Consider the following 22,558-nt stretch of genomic DNA (forward strand, 5'->3'; position numbering starts at 1 on the left):
GGCGAAATGGACATGTTTCGCTGGTGTTTTCCTTTAGTCGGGTTTTTCATCTGGCACCGCGATACCCGTGCGCGAGATCAACGGCAATTGCCCCAGGGCAAATATAAAAGTGAGCGGCATCACACCCCATACTTTGAACGCTACCCAAATGTCAGTCGTGAAGGAACGCCAGACCACTTCATTGAGACCCGCCAGCACCAGAAAGAAGAACGCCCAGCGCCAGGTGAGCTGGCGCCAGCCCTGTTCGCTCAACGACAACACCCCGTCAAAAACAATCGGCAGCAGGTTGTGGCGCAGGGCAAGCCCGGCAAACAGCGCACCCGAAAAGAGCAGATTGACGATGGTGGGTTTTAGCTTGATGAAGCCGTCATCGTTGAAATAGAGCGTCAGCCCGCCGAAGATCATCACCATCGCGCCGGAAATAAGCGGCATGAGCGGCACGCGCCGCGCCATGATCCACATCGTCAGCATGGACACCGCCATCGCTGCCATGAAGGACAGCGTCGCGGTGAAAATCCCTGCTCGCTGATTGGCAAAAAAGAAAACGACCAGCGGCCCAAGCTCCAGCACAAGGCGCATGACAGGCGCCAGCGGCGGGCGCTGGGCGGCTGGGGGAAGATCACTCATGGTTTCTTTTCCTCTAGCCGCCGCATAGCCTGCATGGCACAAGCTGCCAACCAAAACTTTGGCAAAGAGGCGTTTCATGACGGCCACCCTGTTTGATATTCCCGCCATCACCATCCCTGTTGAGGGCCGGCCCGAACATTTTCCGGTGCGCCGTGTCTATTGCGTCGGGCGCAATTATGCCGCCCATGCCCGGGAATTCGGCAATGATGATCGCGAGCCGCCGTTTTTCTTCAACAAGGCCGCCGATTGTCTGCAATATTGCCCGCCCGGCGTCACGGTTGATCATCCCTATCCGCCGCTGACCGCCAATTACCACTTCGAGATCGAAATCGTCGCCTGCCTGTCCAAGGGCGGCAGGAATATCGCCGTCGAAGCAGCGCTTGATCATGTGTTTGGCTATGCAGTTGGGCTTGATATGACGCGGCGCGATCTCCAGCGCCAGATGGGCGACGCCAAGAAGCCATGGGAAATCGGCAAGAGCGCTGATCATTCCGGCCCGATCGGTCTCATCCATCCAGCAGCCAGGATCGGTCATCCGCTCAAGGGCTTTATCCGCATATCGGTTGACGGCGTGATCAGGCAGAATTCCGATCTCTCGGCGATGACATGGAATGTCGCCGAACAGATCGCCCATCTGTCGCGCTATTACGAGCTGTTCCCCGGCGATATCATCTTCGCCGGCACGCCCGAGGGTGTTGGCCCGGTGGTTGCTGGCAATGTCATGCTGGGCGAGGTCGAGGGCCTGTCGGCGATCAGCCTGAAAGTGGTTTAACCCTCAGCCTCGTCGAGGCCGACGAGGGCGCGGGCGAACGCCTGCGCCTCGAAGGGTTCGAGATCCTCGATCTGTTCGCCAACGCCGATGAAATGCACGGGCAGGGCAAAGCGGGCGGCAAGTGCCACCAGAATGCCGCCGCGCGCCGTCCCGTCAAGCTTGGTCATAACGAGACCCGTGACACCCGCGACCTTGGTGAATAGCTCCACCTGAGACAGAGCATTCTGCCCGGTGGTCGCATCAAGCGTCAGCAGCACGCTGTGCGGCACGAGGGGGTCGAGCTTTTTCAGCACACGGACGATCTTTTCCAGCTCCGCCATCAACCCCGACTTGTTCTGAAGCCGTCCAGCGGTGTCGATCAGCAATACATCGGCTGCCTGCGCACGCGCTTTCGTATAGGCTTCATGCGCCAGCGCTGCGGGATCGCCGCCCTGCGAAAGCGCGATCACTTCCGCGCCAGTGCGCTGCCCCCAGACCTTGAGCTGCTCGACGGCAGCCGCCCGGAACGTATCGCCAGCTGCGATCACCACATGCCGCTTCTGACTGCGCAGCTGGGCGGCAAGCTTGCCGATCGTCGTTGTCTTGCCTGTGCCGTTGACGCCAACCATCAGCACCACATGCGGTTTCAGTGCGGGGTCAATAAGCAGCGGTCTGGCAACCGGCTCGAGCCTCGCGGCGATCTCGCGTACCAGCAGGCGCTTGGCAGCAAGCGGCGTCACCTCGCCTTCAAGGCGCTCGCGCTTCAACGCAGCCGTGATCGCCGCCGCCGTCTCGACCCCCATATCGGCTTCGATCAGCACGTCTTCCAGATCATCAAGGGTAGCCGCATCGATGCGTCGTCCGCCGAAGATGCGCTGGATGCCGTCGGTTAGCCGGCTTGAACTTTTAGACAGCCCCTGTTTGAGGCGCTGCCACCAGGAGCGCGGCGTCAGCATGTGGCGATGCCCCGCAGCTGGATGCCGTCATGACCGGTGATGCGCATGGTGGTGAGCGTGCCGGGTCCGGCCATTGACGCAACCGGTAGACCGCCTCTTGTGCGCGCGATGCCGCCGCGCTCAGCCAGGACGTGTTGCTCACTGCCGACATGGCGCGCAAGACAAGCCCGCCACGCCGCATCACCAGCCGATCTGAGGCGGGCCGCCCGCTCCTTGATGATGCCAGCGCTCACCTGCGGCATGCGCGCTGCCGGCGTGCCCGGGCGCGGCGAATAGGCAAAGGCATGCACCCGGTCAAGTACACACTCATCGATCAGCGCCAGCGATTGAGCGAAATGCTCATCTGTTTCTGTAGGAAAGCCAGCAATGATGTCAGCCGAGATCACCAGCTCCGGCCGGCGGTGCTTCAGAGTTTGACACAGGGCGATGGCATCATTGCGCCCATGCCGCCGCCTCATGCGCTTCAGGATAAGATCAGCGCCTGATTGCAGCGACAGATGCAGACTTGGCATCAGGCGTTCTTCCGCGCCGAAAAGGGCGATCAGCTGCGCGTCAATATCGATGCAGTCGAGCGAGGACAGGCGCAGGCGCGGCAGATCGGGGCAAGCCGCAAGAATGTGGCGGACGAGATCACCCAGCCGCATGCTGCCGCCATGTTCGCCGTAGGACGCAAGGTCTATGCCCGTCAGGACCACCTCGCGCGCGCCTGCCGCGACGAAACGGCGAACCGCGGCAACGACCGTGTCCGGCGCCAGCGACTGCGAGGCGCCGCGCCCGAAAGGGATGACACAGAATGTGCAACGATGGTCGCAACCTGATTGCACCTGCACGAAGCCGCGCGTATGGCCGGCGATGCGCGACAGCACCGGCGCCTTCATCTGGTGAGCGCCAAATACATCGCTGACACTCACCCGCTGCGTTGCAGCCGGGCGGTAGGTATCAGCCACAAGCTTGTCGCGGTTGCCGATCACCCGCGCCACTTCCGGCATGGCGGCGAATGTCGCCGGCTCGATCTGCGCCGCGCAGCCGGTGACGATGATCGGGCGGTGCGGATCGGCGCGGAAGGCCCGGCGGATGGACTGGCGGGCCTGACGGACGGCCTCGCCCGTCACCGCGCACGAATTGACGATATAGGCGGCCCCGAGCCCGCTTGCCGCTGCCTGCTGCCTGATGATTTCCGATTCAGCGATATTGACGCGACATCCGAAGGTCGCGACCTCGATTGTGTCACTCATCCCTCAGGCCGCCGCGCCCTGGAGGTGCCGGGCGCTGATCTCGCCTTCGAATTCGAGCGCACTCGGCCCGCTCATCAGCACGTGACTGTCATCCGCCCGCCATTCGATGGAGAGAGTGCCGCCGGGCAGATGGACATCGCACACCCGGTCGAGAAGGCGCCGCCTGACACCCGCAACCACCACAGCGCAGGCAGCCGTGCCGCAGGCCTTCGTCAGCCCGGCGCCACGCTCCCACACCACGAGCTCCACCTGATCGTGCGCCACGACATGCGCCAGTGAAATATTCGCGCGCTCGGGAAAGAGCGGATGATGCTCGAGCATCGGCCCGACCTTGGCGAGATCAACGATATTCAGATCATCAACGAAGAAAATAACATGCGGATTGCCCATGTTGACCGCGCTCGGTGAATGAATGAGCGGCGCATCGATCGGCCCCACCTGCAATTCGATGGTGCGCGTGTCGTGAAACATCTCGGAGAGCGGGATGTCGTTCCACGCCAGGCGCGGCACACCCATATCAACGGTCACGATATCCCCGCCGCCTGCGCTGGCGGTGAGGAGCCCGGCCTTGGTCTCGATCGCCACCTGAGGCTTGCCGCTTGCCTGGATGACTATACGGGCGACGCAGCGTGTGGCATTCCCGCAGGCGGCAACCTGCGACCCGTCAGCATTGTAAATGCGCATGAAGACATCAGCGCCCGCGGGTGAGGGCTCAAGCACGATCAATTGATCGCAGCCGATGCCGGTTGTCCGATCAGCAATGGCGCGCGCTTCGTCCGACGTCACCGTTATCGGGTGCGCGCGTCCGTCGAAAATAACGAAATCATTGCCAAGCCCGTTCATTTTTCGGAACGGCCTACCGTTGAGCGTGCTCATCGCGCCCATATAGGCCGAAAGCGTTCCGGCTGGAAGGGCCGTCTCGACATGTTCCCGCCACGGGCGCATGTAGAGTGGCGGATCATCATCGGGATAACAGGCATGCGCGTTGTTGTAGCTCTCGGATGTTTACTGGCGGCAGGCGTAGCGCTTGCCCAATCGGGCGTTGAAACGGTCCCGGTCGCACCACCCGCCTCGTCGACCATCATCGAACGCGCGCAACCCCTGGGAAACTCGCCCAATGATCTTGAGGTTGACGAAGTCACGCTCGCCGCAGTGCCGGCATTGTCAACCAGGCTCACCGGCGACACACGGCGCCTGCAGGATCTCGTCGCCAAACGCCTGCGCGAGATGGCAAAGTCATTGAACGAGGCGGGCATCGCCCCCGCCGGCCCGGCAATGGCGGTGTTCGACCAGCTGGCAACCACCAGCTTCAGCGTCGAGATTATGGTCCCCCTCAGTGAACGCCCCGCCACTATTCCCCCGGGTCTTGGCCTGACAACCACGCCGTACGGGCAAGCGGTGCGCATCATCCATCACGGCGATTATGATGATATCGATGCCACCTATGACGAATTGTCATCCTTCATCGAGGATCGCGATATCGCCATCGAGGATGTGGTGATCGAGCGCTACATGGGCGAGATTTCCGTCGGTGGCGGAGCAGGCACCGTCGAAATCATCGCCATGAAGCGATAGACCTTGCTGTGACCCTGCGGCGAACGCAAACCACCGCAACAACACCCTACGGGTCCCGACCCTAGACGATGGTAGTAGGTTGTTGCTGCGCCAAACCGCCTTTATGCTAATTTCCAGACGCTAGCCGGATCGTCCAAAGTCGCCTGATAAAATGCGGTAATAGGGTGGGAACAATCATGTCCGAAAAAATCTACGCGGTCAGCAAGGAGTGGGCGCAGCGCGCTTTCATCGACAACAAGTCATATCTCGAGATGTATCGCCGCTCGGTCGATGACCCCAACGGCTTCTGGGGCGAGCATGGCAAGCGGCTTGACTGGATCAAGCCTTACACCAAGGTCCGCAACGCCGATTACAATAGCGCTGACGTCATGGTGAAATGGTTTGAGGATGGAACCCTCAACGTTGCCGCCAACTGTATTGATCGCCATCTCGACAAGCGCGGCGATCAGATTGCCATCATCTGGGAGGGTGACGACCCGAAAGATTCACAAACCATCACCTACCGTGAACTTTACGCTCATGTGAACAAATTCGCCAACGTCCTGCTGGCGCTGGGCGCGCGCAAGGGCGACCGCGTCACGCTTTACCTGCCGATGATCCCGGAAGCGGCCTACGCGATGCTTGCCTGCGCCCGGATCGGGGCGATTCATTCCGTCGTCTTTGGTGGCTTCTCACCCGACAGCCTCGCAAACCGCATCGATGATGCAAGCTCGAAGCTGGTCATCACCGCCGATGAGGGCTTGCGTGGCGGGCGCAAGGTGCCGCTGAAGATCAATTGCGACGAGGCGGTCGCCAAGTGCCCGAGCGTCGAGAAGGTGCTGGTCGTGCGGCGCACCGGCGGCAAGGTTGCGATGCAGGAGGGCCGCGACGTCTGGTATCATGAAGCCGTCCACAGTGTCGCTGATCACTGCCCGCCAGCGGCGATGAACGCCGAGGATCCGCTGTTTATCCTCTATACATCCGGCTCCACCGGCAAGCCCAAGGGCGCCCTGCATACATCAGCGGGCTATCTCGCCTACGCCTCCATGACCCATCAATATGTCTTCGACTATCAGCCAGGCGATATCTACTGGTGCACGGCCGATGTCGGCTGGGTCACAGGCCATTCCTACATCGTCTACGGACCGCTCGCCAACGGCGCCACCACCCTGATGTTCGAGGGCATTCCCAACTATCCCGACGGCTCGCGCTTCTGGCAGGTCATCGACAAATGGAAGGTCAATATCTTCTATACCGCGCCTACCGCCATCCGCGCCCTGATGGCGCTCGGCGAAGACCTGGTAAAGACGACGTCACGCACCTCGCTGCGGCTGTTGGGTTCGGTGGGCGAGCCGATCAATCCGGAAGCCTGGGAGTGGTATTATCGCGTGGTCGGCAACGAAAAATGTCCGATTGTCGACACCTGGTGGCAGACGGAAACCGGCGGAATTCTCATCACCCCGCTGCCCGGCGCAACCGCCCTGAAGCCAGGCTCGGCCACCCGCCCCTTCTTCGGCGTCGTGCCACAGATCGTTGACGCCGCCGGCGTCGTGCAGGAGGGCGCCTGCGAGGGCAATCTGGTGATTGCCGAAAGCTGGCCGGGCCAGATGCGCACGGTTTATGGTGATCACCAGCGCTTCATTGACACTTATTTCAAGACCTATCCCGGCAAGTATTTCACCGGCGATGGCTGCAGGCGCGATGCTGATGGCTATTACTGGATCACGGGCCGCGTTGATGACGTCATCAACGTCTCCGGCCACCGCATGGGCACAGCGGAAGTAGAATCGGCCCTCGTCGCGCACCCCAAAGTGGCGGAAGCCGCCGTCGTCGGCTATCCGCACAACATCAAGGGGCAGGGCATCTACGCTTATGTCATGCTGAATGCGGGCGAAACGCCAACCGAGGAGTTGCGCAAGGAGCTGATCGGCTGGGTGCGCAAGGAAATCGGCCCCATCGCCTCGCCCGACCTCATCCAGTTCGCCCCCGGCCTGCCCAAGACGCGCTCGGGCAAGATCATGCGCCGCATCCTGCGCAAGATCGCCGAGGACGAGTTCGGCAGCCTGGGTGATACCTCGACGCTGGCCGATCCTGCCGTCGTCGATGACCTCATCGCCAATCGTCAGAACCGGCAGCAAAAGGCTGGTTGATACAAAACCGCATGCAGGAAGGCGGGGAAGCGCCGTGCGCGATATCGTGCGGCGTTTTCCATCATTGATCGTGAAAACGACGCTCGCTGGCTGCACACCATGCGACAACCGCGAGGATGAGGACCAGGGTGAAATCTTTTACTCCTGAAGACCTTCTGGCCGAACTTGCCCGCCAGGGCATAAAGACCACCACCGTCACCCATCCCGCGCTCTTTACCGTGGAGGACAGTCAGCGCCTGCGCGGCAACATCCCCGGCGGTCATTGCAAGAATCTCTTTCTGAAAGACGAGAAGGGCGCGTTGTTTCTGCTCGTCGCCCTCGAAGACGCGGTCATCACACTGAACCAGCTTCACAAGCGCGTGGGCTGCAAGCGGCTGTCCTTCGGCAAGCCGGATTTGCTGATGGCGGTGCTGGGCGTCACGCCAGGGTCGGTATCGCCCTTTGCCCTCATCAATGATCATGAGCGCCGCGTCACGGTGCTGCTCGACGCTGCCATGCTTACTCACGAGCAGCTGAGCTATCACCCGTTGACCAACACCATGACGACGACGCTGGCACGCGTTGACCTGATGGTGTTTCTGAACGGGCTTGGCTACCAGCCACGCACCATTGATCTTGTGTGAAGAACGGGGCAAACGAAGAGGGACAGAGCGGCGGCGCCAGTGCCGCCTCCTTGATTTTTCTGCTGCCATTCCCATGTCAGCACCGACCAACGAAAGCAAACCGCTGCCATGTTGACGCCAAGCCAGCCAGCTACCCCTGCAAACGCCATCAAAGACACGACGACGAAAACGTTCGCCGCTGATGTGATTGAGGAATCGCGGGCGCAACCGGTCCTAGTCGATTTCTGGGCGCCATGGTGCGGGCCGTGCAAGCAGCTGACGCCGGTGCTGGAAAAAGTCATTGCTGCTGCGCAGGGTAAGGTCAAACTCGTCAAAATGAACATCGACGAGCACCCGGCCATTCCCGGCCAGATGGGCATCAAATCCATTCCCGCTGTCATTGCCTTCAAGGATGGCCGTCCGGTGGATGGGTTCATGGGGGCGCTGCCGGAAAGTCAGATCAAGCAGTTCATCGAACAGGTGACGGGCACCACCATCGGCCCCTCCGAGATTGAACACACGCTGGAGGCGGGCGACGCGCTTCTGGCCGATGGTGAGGCGGCGGCAGCTGTCGAAGCCTTCACCGAGGCGCTTGCCATCGACGACAAGAATGTGCGCGCGCTTGCCGGCCTGGCGCAGGCCTATCTGCTGGTCGGTGACGTCGACAAGGCAAAAGGCATGCTTGCAACCATTCCCGAACCCGACCTCGACAAGCCACCGGTTGCCGCCGTTCGTGCCGCCATCGATCTTGCCGAGAAAACGGCGTCGCTTGGTGATCTTGGTCCGCTGTTTGCGCGCATCGAGGCCAATCCGCTTGACCATCAGGCGCGCTTTGACCTGGCGCTTGGTCTGGCTGCCGCCGGCAGGCGCGAGGAGGCCGTCGACCATCTCATCGATCTGGTGCGTCGCGACAAGGAGTGGAACGAAGAGGCCGCCCGCAAACAGCTTGTGCAGTTCTTTGCCGCCTGGGGTTTTGACGCTGACGCAACGCTTTACGGCAGGCGCCGCCTGTCGGCCATTCTCTTTTCCTGACACAAGGGGAGAGCAAATGCCGATCAATATACTTGCGCAGACGATTGACGAGCTTCCTCCTGTCATCCCGGTATTTCCCTTGAGCGGCGTGCTGCTGTTACCGCGCGGCGATCTGCCTTTGAATATTTTCGAGCAGCGCTACATCGCCATGGTGGATGCCGTTCTCGCCGGTCATCGCACGATCGGGATGATCCAGCCGGCCCTCGACAGCGACCGGCACGACACCAATCCATCGCTCTGCGCGGTTGGCTGCATCGGCCGGCTCACGGCCTTTCAGGAATCGGGCGATGGCCGCTATCTTCTGTCACTGACCGGCATATGCCGATTTGACGTCGCCGAGGAACTGGCTGCGCTGACTCCCTATCGCCAATGCCGCGTCAGTTATGAGCGGTTTGCCGACGATCTGCAGCCGCGACTTGGCGAGGAAAGCGTCAATCGCAAGCTCCTGCTGAGTACCTTCTCGCACTATCTTGAGGCAAACAATCTGCAAGCGGACTGGGAGGGCATCGACCAGGCGCCGAATGAGGCGTTGGTGACGGCTCTGTCGATGATGGCGCCCTATGGTCCGCGCGAAAAACAGGCTCTGCTTGAGGCGGTGACACTTGCCAACCGCGCCGAAATGCTGGTGGCGATGACCGAGATGTCACTGGCCCGCCAGGCCGGTGAGGAAAACCAGAACCTGAACTGAACATCAGCGCCCGACGCTGCGAGAGGATGACTGACATGGCTGCACCGAAAACCGAGATCGATCCTCGTCTCCTTGAACTGCTGGTCTGTCCGCTCACCAAGGACACTCTGCGCTACAATCGCGAGGCGCAGGAGCTGGTCTCGCTGTCCGCCAAACTTGCCTATCCGATCCGCGATGGCATTCCCATCATGCTGCCGGAAGAAGCACGCAAGCTGGATTAGATCGGCTGCCCCTGGAGCAGTCGGGGCACGTCACCAACAAGCCCCGAGGCATTGCCGATAAACACCGATTTGAGCCGTGGCAAACGATCGACAATACCAAGCCCTAGATCGCGAAGACCACGAATGACGCCAATATCGTTTGAAAAAAGCCGGTTGAGCCCGTCGGTCGCAAAACCCATGGCGAGCGTGTCGAATCGCCGCCAGCGCTCGTAGCGCTCGAGGATGGCGAGATTGCCGAAATCCTCTCCCAGCCGAAAAGCCTCGACCATCACCTGGGTCAGCGCCGCAGCGTCCCGAAATCCGAGATTGAGCCCCTGACCGGCGATCGGATGGATGATGTGGGCCGCATCGCCAACCAGCGCCAGCCGGTCGGCAACGAAGCGCCGCGCCACCTTCATCGCCAGCGGATAGGAAAAGCGCTGAGCGCCCGCGCGCACCCGTCCCAGATGATGGCCAAAGCGTTGGAGAAGCGCCTCATGAAAACCGTCATCATCGAGCGCCATGAGACGCGTCGCCTCCCGGCTTTTTTCTGTCCACACCAGCGATGAGCGATGGCGCCCTTGTGCGTCGTCATTGAGTGGCAGAATGGCAAAAGGCCCGGCGGGGAGAAAATGCTCTTCCGCTCGCCCGTGATGCGGCTCGTCATGAAGAAGCGTGGTGACGATGGCGGATTGGTCGTAATCCCAGCCAACCATGCGAATGCCGGCGTCAGTCCTCAGGCGCGAGCGCGCGCCATCGCAGGCAAGCACCACATCCGCCGCCAGACGCTCACCATCATCAAGCCGGATATCAACGTGCGAGGGGTGGCGCTCCAGAGAGGCAATACTGCCTGATTGCTGCACCACATCGGTTGCCGCGAGCGCGGCCGTGAGCCGTGCGGCGAGAACGGCGTTTTCGACCATGTGGGCAAACGGCTCGCCCTCGCTCGCTTCGCCGGCAAAAGTAAGCAGGGTTGGCCGCACCCCGTCATCCAGCCGGCTGTCGGTGACGATCATGTCGGTGATTGCCTGCGTGTCGGCAGCCTCAGGCCAGGCACCAAGCTCACAGAGCATGCGCCGCGCGCCAGCCGCGATCGCCGACGCCCGGCCATCGGTGCGCGGCGGCTTGCCAAACCCCGGATCAACCAGCCGCACCCTGAAAATGCCACCGCTTGCCTGATGAAGCGCCAGCGCCAGCGACAGGCCGACCATGCCCGCGCCGGCGATCACCACATGCGGGCGCGCCGCACTGACATGCGCAGGCCCCGCTTGACGTCGGGCGCGGCGCGGTGTCGTGTCACCCTGTGGCCCCGAAATATCCTTTGTGGTTTTGTCCATGTCCTCCGCCGTCGAACAGCTTCTCACAATCCTTGACCTAGAGCGCCTCGAACGCAACCTCTTCCGCGGTTTGAGCCCGCAAGTGGGATGGCAGCGCGTCTTCGGGGGCCAGGTGATCGGGCAGGCACTGGTCGCCTGCTGCCGGACCTTTGACGAAACCCCGCGCCAACCCCATTCCATGCACGCCTATTTCATGCTGCCCGGCGATCCTTCGGCGCCGATCATCTATGAAGTCGATCGCTTGCGGGACGGCAAGAGTTTCTCCACACGCCGCGTGCTGGCAATCCAGCACGGGCAGGCCATTTTCGCCATGACCACCTCGTTTCATATCGAGGAAGAGGGCTTTGATCATCAGGCGGTGATGCCCAACGTGCCTCATCCCGAAGATCTGCCCAATGAAAGCGAAATCCGCGCCACCGTCATGCCCCTGATGCCGGACCCGGTGCGCACATATTTCGAACGCGAGCGCCCGATCGAACTGAAACCGGTCGAATTCAACCGTTATGCGGGTGTCAAAAACCCCGAAGGGCGTTTCAACGTGTGGATCCGCACCACCGGCAGGCTCCCTGACGATCCGCACATCCATCAATGCGTCCTCGCCTATGCCTCGGATATGACGCTGCTTGATGCGGCACTCATCCCGCATGGCAAGACCGTTTTTCAGAAGGACATCCAGCCAGCCTCGCTTGATCATGCCCTGTGGTTTCATCGTCCCTTCCGCGCCGATGATTGGCTTCTTTATGCCCAGGACAGCCCGTCGGCACATGGCGCGCGCGGTTTTTCCCGCGGCCTCATTTTCCGCAAGGACGGGACACTGGTGGCCTCGGTTGCCCAGGAGGGGCTTATCCGCCGGCGCGACAATGGTTTTCAGATGCGCAATGCCTAATTAGTGACCAACTGGCGAAGCGTTTACGGCACTGCCGGGGCAGTTATGCCTGTTTTGACGCCATTTCACGTCGTCTTGCCTGATCGCACATCGTTCTTGTTTAAAAACAGCAATTAAAAACAACAGCTTAGCTGAAGGCTGGTCTTTTGGCATGACCCTTGAATGACGGGTGCGGAGTTGTCTGCGTCAGGGCGCTGATTTCTGCCGCAGACCCGCATCGCATAGGGAGAAAAATGATGAAGATCATCATGGCCATTATCAAACCTTTCAAGCTCGACGAAGTCCGCGATGCTTTGACGGCGATCGGTGTGCAGGGTCTCACCGTCACCGAAGTCAAAGGCTACGGGCGGCAGAAGGGACACACCGAGATTTATCGCGGCGCCGAATATGCCGTGAGCTTCCTGCCCAAGCTCAAAATCGAGATTGCAGCGCCAAGCGCCCTCGTCGCCAAAGCCGTCGAGGCGATCTCGTCAGCCGCCAAGACCGGCCAGATCGGCGATGGCAAGATTTTTGTCTTCAATCTCGAACAGGCAGTCCGCATCCGCACCGGTGAAACCGACAGCGACGCCCTTTGATTCGACGCCTTTTGCTTCATGGAGTTTCCGAAATGACAAAGAGTAAATGGATGCTGACGGCCGGAATTCTCTTTCCAGCCCTGACTGTCGCGGGAGAGGCGTTCGCCCAGGCCGCCAAAATCGTCCCCAACAAGGGTGACACCGCCTGGCTGCTCCTGTGCAGCGCGCTCGTGCTGATGATGTCGATCCCCGGCCTTGCTCTCTTTTATGGCGGCCTCGTGCGCACCAAGAATGCGCTGTCGGTATTGACGCAGGTCATGACCATCGTGGCGCTCGTCGGTGTCATCTGGGTTGTCTATGGCTATTCGCTGGCCCTGGGCGATTCAAGCGGCAGCCTGTCAAATTACATTGGCGGGTTCGGCAAGCTGTTTCTGGCCGGAATCACGCCTGATTCGGTGGTGCCGACCTTCTCGAACGGCGTCGTGGTTCCCGAATACGCCTACATGGTCTTCCAGATGACGTTCGCCATGATCACCCCGGCTCTCATCGTCGGTGCCTTTGCCGAGCGCATCAAATTCTCGGCTGTTCTGGTGTTTATCGGCCTGTGGGTCACCTTCATCTATCTCCCCATCGCTCATTGGGCGTGGGCGACCGTGACACCTGACGACATCGCTGCGGCCGCCAAGGCAGTCGCCGAGGCTGCGGGTGCCGAGGCAAAGAAGGTCGCCGAGGCCAAGCTGGCGGAAATGACCGGCAGCATCGGCTGGCTCAATGGTGGCCTTGCGCCATGGATGGGTGGTGTTGGCGCCCTTGATTTCGCCGGCGGCACCGTCGTCCATATCAATGCCGGGATTGCTGGCCTTGTGGGTGCCATCGTCATCGGCAAGCGGGTTGGTTACGGCCGCGATGCGTTGTCGCCGCACTCGCTCACCATGACCATGATCGGCACGTCGCTGCTGTGGGTCGGCTGGTTTGGTTTCAACGCCGGTTCGAACCTCGAAGCAAACGGCGCCACCGCACTGGCCTTCGTCAACACCATGGTCGCGACCTGCGGCGCGGCGCTGAGCTGGGTGCTGGTTGAATGGGCCAGCAAAGGCAAACCCTCCCTGCTGGGCCTTGCCTCCGGCGCGGTCGCCGGTCTTGTCGCCGTGACACCGGCATCGGGATATGCTGGGCCGATGGGGTCCCTCTTCCTCGGCCTCATCGTCTCGCCGATCTGTCTCTTCTTCGTCTCAACGGTGAAGAACAAGTTTGGCTATGACGATGCGCTTGATGTCTTCGGCATCCATTGCGTCGGCGGCATCGTTGGCGCCCTTGCAACCGGCATTCTGGTCAATCCGTCACTGGGCGGCGTTGGCATCACCGATTATACCAACTACGCCAACGCCAATGCGGGGACTTACGCCTTCGGCGCCCAGATGACCGCGCAGTTTACCGCCGTCATCGCCACCCTCCTGTGGTCGGGTATCGGATCCTACATCCTCTTCAAGATTACCGATGTGCTGGTTGGCCTGCGGGTCAGCGAGGACAAGGAGCGCGAAGGTCTCGACATCGTCGAGCATGGCGAACGTTCCTACAATTACTGATCGTTTCTCCCGGCGGATATCAGCAGATATCCGAACTTCAAGGGCTGCGGTTGACCCTGCAGCCCTTTTTTTGTCGCCGCGACAAGGCGTGGTTAAAGCCCGCTTAACCCTGGCCGTCTAGGGTTGCAAGGCGTGTCAAACCAAGCCGCCCGTGAGTGATGATGTCTGCTGCCGACAGCCCAACCGCCATCCGCTCGCCCTTCGTTCGGCTGGCCGATCTTCTGGCAGGCATCCCTCCCGGCAAGCCTCCGCTTGTCTTGTCGGTCGGCGAGCCGCGCCATGCCGTTCCGGATTTTGTAGGCCCGGTCCTGGCGCGCCACACCGCTGATTTCAATCGCTATCCAGGCGTGCGCGGCAGCGATGGTTTTCGTCAGGCCGTCGCGGATTGGGCGGCCCGGCGCTATCCCGGCGTCACACTCGACCCCGAACGACAAATCATCGTGCTCAACGGCTCGCGCGAGGGTCTGTTCTCGGCAACGCTTGCTGCCGCCTGCTGGCCACGTCTCAAAGGCCGGGATCATATTCTGCTTCCCAATCCCTACTACCCTCCCTACGCAGCGTCAGCTCAGGCCGCACGCATGAAGATCGGCCTGATGGACGCATCCGAAGCAAGCGGCTTCCTGCCCGATCTCGCCGCGCTCGAGCCGGCGATTCTCGATCGCACCGCTGCACTCTTCATCTGCTCACCCGCCAATCCTCAGGGCGTGATTGCCAGCAGCGATTATCTTGCACAGGCGCTCGCGCTCGCCCGCCGGCACGGCTTTTTGCTGTTCGTCGACGAATGCTATTCTGAAATCTATAGTTCTCTCGCTCCTGCCGGCGGCCTTGAGGTTGCCGCGCGCTCCGGCTCCTTCAGCAATCTCGTGGTCTTTAATTCGCTGTCGAAGCGCTCAAACCTGGCTGGTCTGCGGCTGGGATTTTGCGCTGGTGACGCTGACTTCCTTGATCATCTGACCGAGTTTCGTGTCGTGACCTGTCCGCAGGTTCCCTTGCCCGTTCAGGCCGTCGGCGAGGTTGCCTATGGTGATGAACGTCATGTGGATGAAAACCGTGGCCTGTACCGCGCGAAATTCGCCCTTGCCGAGCGTCTGCTGGGCAACCGCTTTGGCGTAACGCAGCCTGAGGGCGGTTTTTTTGTCTGGCTGGACGTCAAACGGTTCGGGGATGACGAGACGATCGCGGCCAACCTGTGGCGCGAGGCCGGATTACGTGTGGTTCCCGGCAGCTATCTCGCCAGCCCGGCTGGCGATGGAACGAACCCCGGCGCGGGATATCTGCGACTAGCCCTTGTCGACCATTTTGCCAGCGTCGAAACGGCCCTCGGGCGCCTTGCCGACTGCCTGCCATAAAGGAAATCTCATGCGCTACAGTCGAACCGTTGATGGAATGAACCGCCGCTATTCCAATGGCGTTCTTGATGTTGCCGGACGCTGGGCAGCGGAAATCGGCGGGCTGTCCCTGCTCATCATCACGGCTGGCTGTTTCCTGGCTCTTGCAACCTGGACGGTCGATGACCGCAGCTTCACCCATGCCACCACCGCTCCCATTCGCAACGCGCTCGGTTTTCCCGGCGCCGCACTTGCCGATCTCCTCATCCAGATCCTTGGATTTGGCGTCATCGTCATGTTGATACCCGTTGCCTGCTGGGGGTGGCGTCTGCTGACAAAACGCGGGCTTGATCAGGAAAAGACCCGCGTTGCTGCGTGGATTGCCGGCATCGCGGCATCCGCCACCATGGTGTCATGTCTGCCCGTGCCCGCCAGCTGGCCTTTGCCAGGCGGACTTGGCGGTATCGTGGGGGATGCGTTGCGCAATGCCCTGGCTGCGCCTCTGGCACCCCGTCTTGGCATTGCTTTCGATGCCGGACTGGCCTCGATCATGGCGCTTGCCGCTGGTTTTTCGCTTTTGCACGCAAGTGCGGTCATTGCCCCGGCGATCGACGATGTGGAGGACATGGATGACGGCGACGACAGCCATAACACCGGCTTCAGCCCGCTCGGCCTGATGACCCATTGGTTCCTGTCGGCAAAGGCGTTTGTCGCCCGCCGCCTGGACCAACGCCAGTCGACATCGCAACGCAGCGAGATTGACACTGCCCCGCAGCACCGTCGCGAACCTGCCCTGTTTGGGGCAAGCGCGCCGCCTGACGCCATCGAAGTCGAAGGGCTTGATATCCAGGCGCCCTTTCCTGAATCGCCCGCAACGCGCGTTGCTGCCAACAAGCGGTCGCTGAAACCTGGCAGACGTGCCGCCAAGGAGGCGCAACCTGATCTGCTGGCGGGCAATGAGTATGAACTCCCTCCGCTGGCGTTGCTCGCCGAACCCAAGCGTCACATGGCGGCTGCCCCTTCGGAAGAATCGCTGGAAGGCAATGCCCGTATTCTCGAAGGCGTGCTCGACGATTTCGGCGTGCGCGGCGAAGTCATGCAGGTGCGGCCAGGCCCGGTCGTGACATTGTATGAATTGCAGCCGGCGCCCGGCATCAAATCATCGCGCGTGGTGGGCCTTGCCGACGATATTGCCCGCTCGATGAGCGCGATCTCCGCCCGTGTCGCAGTGATCCCCGGCCGTAACGCCATCGGCATCGAGCTGCCGAATGCGCGGCGTGAAACCGTTTATCTGCGCGAACTGATGGCCTCACGCGATTTCGAGGATAACAAATCGCGGCTGGCACTCTGCCTAGGCAAGACGATCGGCGGCGAGCCGGTCATCGTCGATCTTGCCAAGATGCCGCACCTGCTTATCGCCGGGACCACGGGATCAGGCAAATCAGTCGGCATCAACACGATGATCCTGTCGCTGCTCTACCGCTTGCGGCCCGATCAGTGCCGTCTCATCATGGTTGACCCGAAGATGCTGGAATTGTCCGTCTATGACGGCATTCCCCATCTGCTGGCGCCGGTCGTCACGGATCCTAAAAAAGCGGTTGTTGCGCTTAAATGGGCGGTACGCGAAATGGAAGAGCGCTACCGTAAAATGTCGAAGCTCGGCGTGCGCAACATCGACGGCTATAATGCCCGTGTCGAGGAAGCCCGGGTGTCGGGCGAAACCATCACCCGCACCGTCCAGACCGGCTTTGACGCCGATAACGGTCAACCGACATTCGAAGAGCAGACCTTCGACCTTGAGGCGCTGCCCTACATTGTCGTCGTCGTCGACGAAATGGCGGACCTCATGCTGGTGGCCGGCAAGGATATCGAAGGCGCGATCCAGCGCCTGGCGCAGATGGCGCGTGCGGCCGGCATTCACCTGATCATGGCAACCCAGCGTCCCTCGGTTGACGTCATCACCGGAACCATCAAGGCCAATTTCCCCACTCGCGTGTCCTTCCAGGTCACGTCGAAGATCGACAGCCGCACCATTCTGGGTGAACAGGGCGCCGAACAGCTGCTTGGGCAGGGTGACATGCTTTACATGGCCGGCGGCGGCCGCATCTCGCGTGTTCACGGACCTTTCGTATCCGATGGCGAGGTGGAAAGCATTGTCACCCACCTGAAATCACAAGGTCAGCCATCCTATCTTGATGCCGTCACCCGCGAGGATGAACTGGTGCAGGAGGAAGCCGACAGCGCTGTCTTCGACAAGGGCGCGTTTGGCGAAAGCGAGAGCGCCGATCCTTACGATCAGGCCATCGCCATCGTCCTGCGCGACGGCAAGGCGTCAACCTCCTACATTCAGCGACGCCTCCAGATCGGTTACAACCGCGCCGCCTCGCTGATGGAACGCATGGAAAAGGAAGGCATCGTCTCACCCGCCAATCACACTGGAAAGCGCGAGATTCTGATCGAGCGCCCGAAGAACACGCCGATGGATGACGAATAGCCTCATCTTCGCCACGAAACCGGCCTATCGGTAATCGCCCGTAACGACTTCAATTGGACCAATGAATGCCCTTTTCGCTTGACGGTTTTCGCTGTGGTGTTGTGCTTCTGGCTGTGACGATCATTGCCGGTGCGGCACATGCTCAGGCACCCGTCCCGCTCGTTCCCCAGGCACGGCCGCAGCAATCTCAGCCTCAGGCGAAGCCGCCGAGCACGCCGGAGCGAAAAACAAACGATGTTACCCTGCGCTCGACGCCCGTCGTCAGCAGCGCCCAGCCGCTCAGCCCCCAGCAGACCGCCACGCTGCAAAAGGTATCAACGGCGTTCAACGCCATGCACGACATGCAGGCAACCTTTACCCAGGTCGAGTTCGACGGCGCCCGCGCCACCGGGCGGTTCTTCCTGACAAAGCCCGGCCGGGTGCGTTTCCAGTATGACCGCCCGAGCCCGCTTGAAATCGTCGCTGATGGCAGTGATCTCGTGGTACGCGACCGTAAACTCAACACGCAGGATTTCTATCCGCTGAAACAGACGCCGCTGCGCTATCTTCTCAACGAGCGCATCGACCTGACGAAGGACGCCAAGGTGCTGGCGGTGTTGCAGGACAATGATCTCGTCACCGTCGTCATCGAGGATCGCAATGATTTTTCTCAAGGACAGCTGACATTGTTCTTTGACGCCCATTCCTATGAACTGCGCCAGTGGAGCGTGATTGACAGCAATGGCCGGGAAACCGCAGTCGCGATTCATAACGTCGCGCTCAATCGGCCGAATAACCCCGAACTCTTCAAGATTTATGTTCTACCAGGAATCGGCCCGCAATAACGATTTTTCTGACAATGCTTGCGCCTTTCGGGCAGATCGCGCATGGCTTGGTGATTGCGTCTGATCCTGAGGCACGATGGCTTTCTCTCTCGCCACCTGGAACATCAATTCCGTCCGCTTGCGCCTGCCTCTCGTTACCCGCTTCTTGCGGGAGCAGGCGCCCGATGTCCTGTGCCTGCAGGAAATCAAGTGCCAGAGCGACCAGTTTCCCGCCGCAGAGCTGCGTCAGCTTGGCTATGTCCATCAGGCGGTTTACGGCTTCAAGGGTTATCATGGGGTGGCGATTGTCTCGCGACACCCCTTTGCCGGAGAAGAGCGTCATGTGTTCTGCGGCAAGGAGGATGGCCGCTCCCTAACGGTGCGCTTCGATGAAGGTCCGCTGGCCGGCATCGATATCGCCAATTTCTACGTGCCCGCCGGTGGCGACATTCCCGATCCCGATCTCAACGAGCGGTTTGCCCACAAACTGGCCTTCCTCGATGAATTCGCCCGGTGGTCGCAGGCGCGCGCGCGCCGTGGCGTCTCGTCCATTCTTGTCGGCGATCTGAACGTCGCCCCCCTTGAACAGGATGTGTGGAGCCACAAGCAGCTTCTGGACGTGGTGTCGCACACACCCATCGAGGTGGAAAAATTCAACGCCATCCTTGAGGCCGGCGGCTGGCAGGATGTGATGCGGGCGATCATCCCGCCGCCTGAAAAACTGTACACCTGGTGGAGCTACCGCGCCCAGGACTGGCGCGCCTCGAATCGCGGACGCCGCCTTGATCATGTCTGGACGTCGCGTGATCTCAAGGACAGCTGGACCGGCATGAGCATCGAAACAGACACGCGCGACTGGGAGCGGCCTTCCGACCATGTCCCGGTGATTACGCGCTTTGCACGGTGAATTCTAGGGTCAGGACCCATTAATTTGGGCGAAACGGTGGGAGGGACATGGCGCGAGGTTGAGGAGCAAGCCCGCAGGAAGTCGTCTGACTTTCAAAGGCTTGCGACATAAAGATCGCGTCATTTCACCCCATCCGAAGGACATGGCACGAATGGCAAACTGGTTCGTCGTAGCCCTCAACCATACCAAAGGGTATGCTTTTCGGGCTTCTCCTGCCATTTTATCCATTCGTGCCATGCCGTTTTGCCTAAATTAATGGGTCCTGACCCTAATCTTCCAGACTTTGCCTGACCGTGTCGAGGTCACCTACAGTTGCCAGCAGGCGCTCGGCGAGTTTCTGGCGCAGATCAACGGCGCTGCGCGGAAATTCCTCAAGGATACGTCGATAGGCGCTGCGCGGCAGTCGCAACAGCGTGGTCGCGGTCTCGGCGCGAACGGTTGCGGCGTGCTGTGTGGGCGTGATGAGGGCGGATTCTCCCAGCAGGGCGCCGGCCTGCGCCGTCTCGCGGCGTTTCGTCTGTCCGGCGCGCACGCTGGTGATCGACACCTGCCCCTCGAGGATCAGATAGGCCGCATCCGCCGCCTCGCCCTGATCAAACAGGATATTGCCCGCCGATAAGTCCTTTCGCTCCGCCGCAAACGCCAGCATGCGCAAGGCCTCGCGTTCAAGAACGGCGAAGACCAGATGTTCGGACAAGAGTTGAAGCGGAATGTCGAGAGCCATCAGTTCACGGAACGAGCTTGTAGCCGCCGCCCTCCGTCACCAGGATTTCCGCCCGCGATGGATCAATCTCAATTTTCTGCCGCAGGCGATAGATATGCGTTTCAAGCGTATGCGTCGTCACCCCGGAATTATATCCCCACACTTCGGCAAGCAATGTATCGCGCGTCACCGGTTTGTCGCCCGCGCGGTAAAGATATTTGAGGATTGCTGTTTCCTTTTCGGTGAGCCTGACCTTGGAGCCCTTGGGATCGATCATGAGCTTGCCTGCCGGACGAAATGTATAACCGCGCACCTGAAAGACTGCATCCTCGCTTGCTTCATGCTGGCGCAACTGCGCCCGCAGGCGCGCCAGCAGAACGGCAAACCGGAACGGCTTGGTGATGTAGTCGTTGGCGCCCGAATCAAGGCCGAGGATCTGATCAGCGTCCGAAATATGCCCCGTCAGCATGATGACCGGCCCCTTGAAGCCATTCTTGCGCATCAATTTGCAAGCTTCACGACCATCCATGTCAGGCAGTCCGACATCAAGCACCACGAGACTGATGTCCCCGGCCTTCATGGCCTGCACAGCCTTCGCGGCGGTATCGGCGGTGGTGACGAGAAATTCCTCGTGCAATGCCAATTGCTCGGCAAGCGCATCACGCAGATCGTTGTCGTCGTCGACCAGGAGAATCCGTGTCTGCATTGCTGATCCCGTTGCTAGCCGGCTCCGTCGAATCACTGACGGTGGACGGATGCCTCAATTTACCTAAACTGCCGTTGCATGTCTTTCCCGGTCGATCCCTTAGCATAACCGGACAAACACAGCAGGAAAATAGATGCAGGGAAAGCATCTCTTGACGCGCAGCGCGCCCCACGCGGGAAAGCACGGGACAAAGCCATCGCGCTGTTTGTCACTCATTCATGTTGCGGTGTCTCCTGGCGGGCGCCATCGCGGGATGGTGATCGCCGGCGCCATTCGGGTGCCGTGCGCGCTCGGGCGCGGCGGCGCCCAGATCAAATGGCGCGAGGGCGACGGGCGAACGCCGCTTGGCCTTTTTTCCCTTAGGGCCATCCATTACCGCGCCGATCGCGTGCCCGTTCCACGCAGCCGCCTGCCAAAACGGGCCGTGCGCGCGGGCGATTGGTGGTGCGACCTGGTATCTGATCGCCGCTATAATCGTCTGGTGCGGGATCGCCCACCACCACCGGCCAGCGAGGAGCGATTGCGCCGGCGCGACAATCTATATGATATCATTGTCGAAATCGGCTTTAATGACCGCCCGGTGGTACGCGGCAAGGGCAGCGGTATCTTCTGGCATGTGGCGCGGCCGGCCTTCTCGCCAACCGCCGGCTGCATTGCCACCAGCCTCGCGGCCCTGCAGCGCGTCCTGCCCTTCATCGGGCCTCATACCCGGATCAGGATTGGCTGACGGGCGCACGTGAGCCAAAAAGCGCGCTGCCGACGCGTACATGGGTGGCTCCGCACCAGATCGCCTGCTCGTAATCGCCGCTCATGCCCATCGATCGCACCGCCAGGCCCGCCTCATCCGCCATGCGGGTCAACAGTGCGAAATGGGGCCCGGGAGGCTGGGTGGCCGGCGGGATGCACATGAGGCCGGAAATGCTCAGCCCATGAACATCGCGGCAGCGAGCCAGAAATGACGGCGCCTCATGCGGGGGAATGCCGGCCTTTTGCGGCTCTTCGCCTGTGTTCACCTGAACGTAGAGGGCCGGGCGCCGGGTCGTCCTGGCCATCTCTTTGGCGATCTCGCCGGCGAGCCGGTCTCGGTCCACCGTCTGGATGACGTCAAACAAAGCGAGCGCCTCGCGCACCTTGTTGGTCTGCAACGGGCCGATCAGATGAAGTTCGATGTCAGTGAACGCTGTGCGCAGCTGCGGCCATTTGCCAGCCGCCTCCTGCACGCGATTTTCGCCAAAAATACGCTGGCCGGCACGAAGAAACGGCTCGATGGCCGCCTCGTCAAAGGTTTTCGATACCGCAATGAGCCGCACAGAACCTGAAGGGCGGGTGCAGAAGCGCTCCGCTTCGGCAATCTTGGCCATGATCCGCCGCAGATTGTCAGCTGCGCTGTCACCCATTTTGATCCCTCCGTTGCGGCGTTTTCTGCCCGACACAACGCTCAGACGTTGATCTTGTTGCCTGCCTGCGCCAAGGTCCGCCACCCGACACGGCAGTTTTT

Annotated in this window: 23 protein-coding genes; 15 read left to right on the forward strand and 8 right to left on the reverse strand. The window is 61.0% G+C overall.

The features are described 5' to 3' along the window. Positions 1 to 33: 33 nt before the first annotated feature. Entirely contained in the window at positions 34 to 627 is a 594-nt protein-coding gene (locus ACINK1_RS02205; RefSeq protein WP_376801700.1) for a septation protein A, read from the reverse strand. Positions 628 to 703: 76 nt separating this feature from the next. On the opposite strand from ACINK1_RS02205, the gene ACINK1_RS02210 reads away from it, so the two are divergent. Further along, positions 704 to 1,399, forward strand: a complete 696-nt coding sequence (locus ACINK1_RS02210) for a fumarylacetoacetate hydrolase family protein (RefSeq protein WP_376801698.1) — start codon at positions 704 to 706, stop codon at positions 1,397 to 1,399. Here the strand turns inward: ACINK1_RS02210 and ftsY are convergent. The 3 genes from ftsY to dapF are packed head-to-tail and all read right to left on the reverse strand — an operon-like array spanning position 1,396 to position 4,514. Beyond that, the gene (gene ftsY, locus ACINK1_RS02215) at positions 1,396 to 2,334 is read right to left on the reverse strand and encodes a signal recognition particle-docking protein FtsY (RefSeq protein ID WP_376801697.1); all 939 of its coding nucleotides are present in this window, start codon (positions 2,332 to 2,334) and stop codon (positions 1,396 to 1,398) included. The two genes, ACINK1_RS02210 and ftsY, sit on opposite strands and share 4 nt — an antisense overlap. Next, positions 2,328 to 3,569, reverse strand: a complete 1,242-nt coding sequence (gene mtaB, locus ACINK1_RS02220; protein WP_376801696.1) for a tRNA (N(6)-L-threonylcarbamoyladenosine(37)-C(2))-methylthiotransferase MtaB — start codon at positions 3,567 to 3,569, stop codon at positions 2,328 to 2,330. The genes ftsY and mtaB overlap by 7 nt, the downstream gene beginning before the upstream one ends. A gap of 3 nt (positions 3,570 to 3,572) precedes the next feature. Beyond that, positions 3,573 to 4,514 (reverse strand): diaminopimelate epimerase, encoded by a 942-nt coding sequence (gene dapF / locus ACINK1_RS02225; RefSeq protein ID WP_376801695.1) that lies wholly within the window; start codon positions 4,512 to 4,514, stop codon positions 3,573 to 3,575. A 33-nt stretch (positions 4,515 to 4,547) separates the two neighbouring features. On the opposite strand from dapF, the gene ACINK1_RS02230 reads away from it, so the two are divergent. The 6 genes from ACINK1_RS02230 to ACINK1_RS02255 all read left to right on the forward strand — a co-directional run bounded on the left by ACINK1_RS02230 (position 4,548) and on the right by ACINK1_RS02255 (position 9,816). Beyond that, positions 4,548 to 5,144: a GyrI-like domain-containing protein gene (locus ACINK1_RS02230; protein WP_376801693.1), complete on the forward strand. Its 597-nt coding sequence runs from the start codon at positions 4,548 to 4,550 to the stop codon at positions 5,142 to 5,144. A 176-nt stretch (positions 5,145 to 5,320) separates the two neighbouring features. Then, entirely contained in the window at positions 5,321 to 7,273 is a 1,953-nt protein-coding gene (gene acs / locus ACINK1_RS02235; protein ID WP_376801692.1) for an acetate--CoA ligase, read from the forward strand. Between the two features lie 128 nt (positions 7,274 to 7,401). Next, the gene (locus ACINK1_RS02240; protein ID WP_376801691.1) at positions 7,402 to 7,896 is read left to right on the forward strand and encodes a prolyl-tRNA synthetase associated domain-containing protein; all 495 of its coding nucleotides are present in this window, start codon (positions 7,402 to 7,404) and stop codon (positions 7,894 to 7,896) included. A gap of 108 nt (positions 7,897 to 8,004) precedes the next feature. Further along, entirely contained in the window at positions 8,005 to 8,907 is a 903-nt protein-coding gene (gene trxA, locus ACINK1_RS02245) for a thioredoxin (protein ID WP_376801690.1), read from the forward strand. A gap of 16 nt (positions 8,908 to 8,923) precedes the next feature. Further along, positions 8,924 to 9,595: an LON peptidase substrate-binding domain-containing protein gene (locus ACINK1_RS02250; protein WP_376801689.1), complete on the forward strand. Its 672-nt coding sequence runs from the start codon at positions 8,924 to 8,926 to the stop codon at positions 9,593 to 9,595. A 26-nt stretch (positions 9,596 to 9,621) separates the two neighbouring features. Next, entirely contained in the window at positions 9,622 to 9,816 is a 195-nt protein-coding gene (locus tag ACINK1_RS02255; RefSeq protein ID WP_376801688.1) for a Trm112 family protein, read from the forward strand. Here ACINK1_RS02255 and ACINK1_RS02260 read toward each other — a convergent pair. Then, the gene (locus ACINK1_RS02260; protein WP_376801687.1) at positions 9,813 to 11,132 is read right to left on the reverse strand and encodes a ubiquinone biosynthesis hydroxylase; all 1,320 of its coding nucleotides are present in this window, start codon (positions 11,130 to 11,132) and stop codon (positions 9,813 to 9,815) included. The genes ACINK1_RS02255 and ACINK1_RS02260 overlap by 4 nt on opposite strands. On the opposite strand from ACINK1_RS02260, the gene tesB reads away from it, so the two are divergent. The 7 genes from tesB to xth all read left to right on the forward strand — a co-directional run bounded on the left by tesB (position 11,131) and on the right by xth (position 19,651). Further along, positions 11,131 to 12,018, forward strand: a complete 888-nt coding sequence (tesB, locus tag ACINK1_RS02265) for an acyl-CoA thioesterase II (RefSeq protein WP_376801686.1) — start codon at positions 11,131 to 11,133, stop codon at positions 12,016 to 12,018. The genes ACINK1_RS02260 and tesB overlap by 2 nt on opposite strands. 236 nt (positions 12,019 to 12,254) lie before the next feature. After that, on the forward strand, positions 12,255 to 12,593 hold the full coding sequence (locus ACINK1_RS02270; RefSeq protein ID WP_376801685.1) for a P-II family nitrogen regulator: 339 nt from the start codon (positions 12,255 to 12,257) through the stop codon (positions 12,591 to 12,593). A 50-nt stretch (positions 12,594 to 12,643) separates the two neighbouring features. Further along, positions 12,644 to 14,119: an ammonium transporter gene (locus tag ACINK1_RS02275; RefSeq protein ID WP_376801810.1), complete on the forward strand. Its 1,476-nt coding sequence runs from the start codon at positions 12,644 to 12,646 to the stop codon at positions 14,117 to 14,119. A 158-nt stretch (positions 14,120 to 14,277) separates the two neighbouring features. Continuing rightward, the gene (locus tag ACINK1_RS02280; protein ID WP_376801684.1) at positions 14,278 to 15,468 is read left to right on the forward strand and encodes an aminotransferase class I/II-fold pyridoxal phosphate-dependent enzyme; all 1,191 of its coding nucleotides are present in this window, start codon (positions 14,278 to 14,280) and stop codon (positions 15,466 to 15,468) included. Positions 15,469 to 15,478: 10 nt separating this feature from the next. Then, positions 15,479 to 17,941, forward strand: coding sequence for a DNA translocase FtsK (locus tag ACINK1_RS02285; protein ID WP_376801683.1), 2,463 nt, complete (start codon positions 15,479 to 15,481; stop codon positions 17,939 to 17,941). Positions 17,942 to 18,054: 113 nt separating this feature from the next. Further along, complete coding sequence (locus ACINK1_RS02290) at positions 18,055 to 18,765, forward strand: outer membrane lipoprotein carrier protein LolA (protein ID WP_376801682.1); 711 nt, start codon at positions 18,055 to 18,057, stop codon at positions 18,763 to 18,765. A gap of 76 nt (positions 18,766 to 18,841) precedes the next feature. After that, entirely contained in the window at positions 18,842 to 19,651 is an 810-nt protein-coding gene (xth, locus tag ACINK1_RS02295) for an exodeoxyribonuclease III (RefSeq protein WP_376801681.1), read from the forward strand. Positions 19,652 to 19,919: 268 nt separating this feature from the next. On the opposite strand, the gene ACINK1_RS02300 is transcribed toward xth, so the two are convergent. Both ACINK1_RS02300 and ACINK1_RS02305 read right to left on the reverse strand, forming a co-directional pair. After that, the gene (locus ACINK1_RS02300) at positions 19,920 to 20,375 is read right to left on the reverse strand and encodes a cyclic nucleotide-binding domain-containing protein (RefSeq protein ID WP_376801680.1); all 456 of its coding nucleotides are present in this window, start codon (positions 20,373 to 20,375) and stop codon (positions 19,920 to 19,922) included. 4 nt (positions 20,376 to 20,379) lie between these two features. Beyond that, the gene (locus tag ACINK1_RS02305) at positions 20,380 to 21,060 is read right to left on the reverse strand and encodes a response regulator transcription factor (RefSeq protein WP_376801679.1); all 681 of its coding nucleotides are present in this window, start codon (positions 21,058 to 21,060) and stop codon (positions 20,380 to 20,382) included. Positions 21,061 to 21,193: 133 nt separating this feature from the next. Between ACINK1_RS02305 and ACINK1_RS02310 the strand changes: the two genes are divergently transcribed. Further along, positions 21,194 to 21,787, forward strand: coding sequence for a L,D-transpeptidase (locus ACINK1_RS02310; protein WP_376802930.1), 594 nt, complete (start codon positions 21,194 to 21,196; stop codon positions 21,785 to 21,787). Here ACINK1_RS02310 and ACINK1_RS02315 read toward each other — a convergent pair. Then, complete coding sequence (locus tag ACINK1_RS02315) at positions 21,774 to 22,457, reverse strand: YggS family pyridoxal phosphate-dependent enzyme (RefSeq protein ID WP_376801677.1); 684 nt, start codon at positions 22,455 to 22,457, stop codon at positions 21,774 to 21,776. The two genes, ACINK1_RS02310 and ACINK1_RS02315, sit on opposite strands and share 14 nt — an antisense overlap. Positions 22,458 to 22,558 lie beyond the last annotated feature (101 nt).

Source organism: Raskinella chloraquaticus (SeqCode) (genome assembly GCF_021731865.1).
In the GTDB taxonomy this organism is placed as follows: domain Bacteria; phylum Pseudomonadota; class Alphaproteobacteria; order Rhizobiales; family UBA4765; genus Raskinella; species Raskinella chloraquaticus.

Bases quoted from the DNA above. Each gene is read 5' to 3' on its own strand.
- ftsY (WP_376801697.1), bottom strand. From the start codon at position 2,334: ATGCTGACGCCGCGCTCCTGGTGGCAGCGCCTCAAACAGGGGCTGTCT.
- ACINK1_RS02280 (WP_376801684.1), top strand. From the start codon at position 14,278: ATGATGTCTGCTGCCGACAGCCCAACCGCCATCCGCTCGCCCTTCGTT.
- ACINK1_RS02315 (WP_376801677.1), bottom strand. From the start codon at position 22,457: ATGGGTGACAGCGCAGCTGACAATCTGCGGCGGATCATGGCCAAGATT.
- ACINK1_RS02260 (WP_376801687.1), bottom strand. From the start codon at position 11,132: ATGGACAAAACCACAAAGGATATTTCGGGGCCACAGGGTGACACGACA.
- ACINK1_RS02250 (WP_376801689.1), top strand. From the start codon at position 8,924: ATGCCGATCAATATACTTGCGCAGACGATTGACGAGCTTCCTCCTGTC.
- ACINK1_RS02205 (WP_376801700.1), bottom strand. From the start codon at position 627: ATGAGTGATCTTCCCCCAGCCGCCCAGCGCCCGCCGCTGGCGCCTGTC.
- trxA (WP_376801690.1), top strand. From the start codon at position 8,005: ATGTTGACGCCAAGCCAGCCAGCTACCCCTGCAAACGCCATCAAAGAC.
- ACINK1_RS02285 (WP_376801683.1), top strand. From the start codon at position 15,479: ATGCGCTACAGTCGAACCGTTGATGGAATGAACCGCCGCTATTCCAAT.
- acs (WP_376801692.1), top strand. From the start codon at position 5,321: ATGTCCGAAAAAATCTACGCGGTCAGCAAGGAGTGGGCGCAGCGCGCT.
- ACINK1_RS02275 (WP_376801810.1), top strand. From the start codon at position 12,644: ATGCTGACGGCCGGAATTCTCTTTCCAGCCCTGACTGTCGCGGGAGAG.
- ACINK1_RS02255 (WP_376801688.1), top strand. From the start codon at position 9,622: ATGACTGACATGGCTGCACCGAAAACCGAGATCGATCCTCGTCTCCTT.
- ACINK1_RS02210 (WP_376801698.1), top strand. From the start codon at position 704: ATGACGGCCACCCTGTTTGATATTCCCGCCATCACCATCCCTGTTGAG.
- tesB (WP_376801686.1), top strand. From the start codon at position 11,131: ATGTCCTCCGCCGTCGAACAGCTTCTCACAATCCTTGACCTAGAGCGC.
- ACINK1_RS02270 (WP_376801685.1), top strand. From the start codon at position 12,255: ATGAAGATCATCATGGCCATTATCAAACCTTTCAAGCTCGACGAAGTC.
- ACINK1_RS02300 (WP_376801680.1), bottom strand. From the start codon at position 20,375: ATGGCTCTCGACATTCCGCTTCAACTCTTGTCCGAACATCTGGTCTTC.
- mtaB (WP_376801696.1), bottom strand. From the start codon at position 3,569: ATGAGTGACACAATCGAGGTCGCGACCTTCGGATGTCGCGTCAATATC.
- ACINK1_RS02230 (WP_376801693.1), top strand. From the start codon at position 4,548: ATGCGCGTTGTTGTAGCTCTCGGATGTTTACTGGCGGCAGGCGTAGCG.
- ACINK1_RS02310 (WP_376802930.1), top strand. From the start codon at position 21,194: ATGCAGGGAAAGCATCTCTTGACGCGCAGCGCGCCCCACGCGGGAAAG.
- xth (WP_376801681.1), top strand. From the start codon at position 18,842: ATGGCTTTCTCTCTCGCCACCTGGAACATCAATTCCGTCCGCTTGCGC.
- dapF (WP_376801695.1), bottom strand. From the start codon at position 4,514: ATGCGCCCGTGGCGGGAACATGTCGAGACGGCCCTTCCAGCCGGAACG.
- ACINK1_RS02305 (WP_376801679.1), bottom strand. From the start codon at position 21,060: ATGCAGACACGGATTCTCCTGGTCGACGACGACAACGATCTGCGTGAT.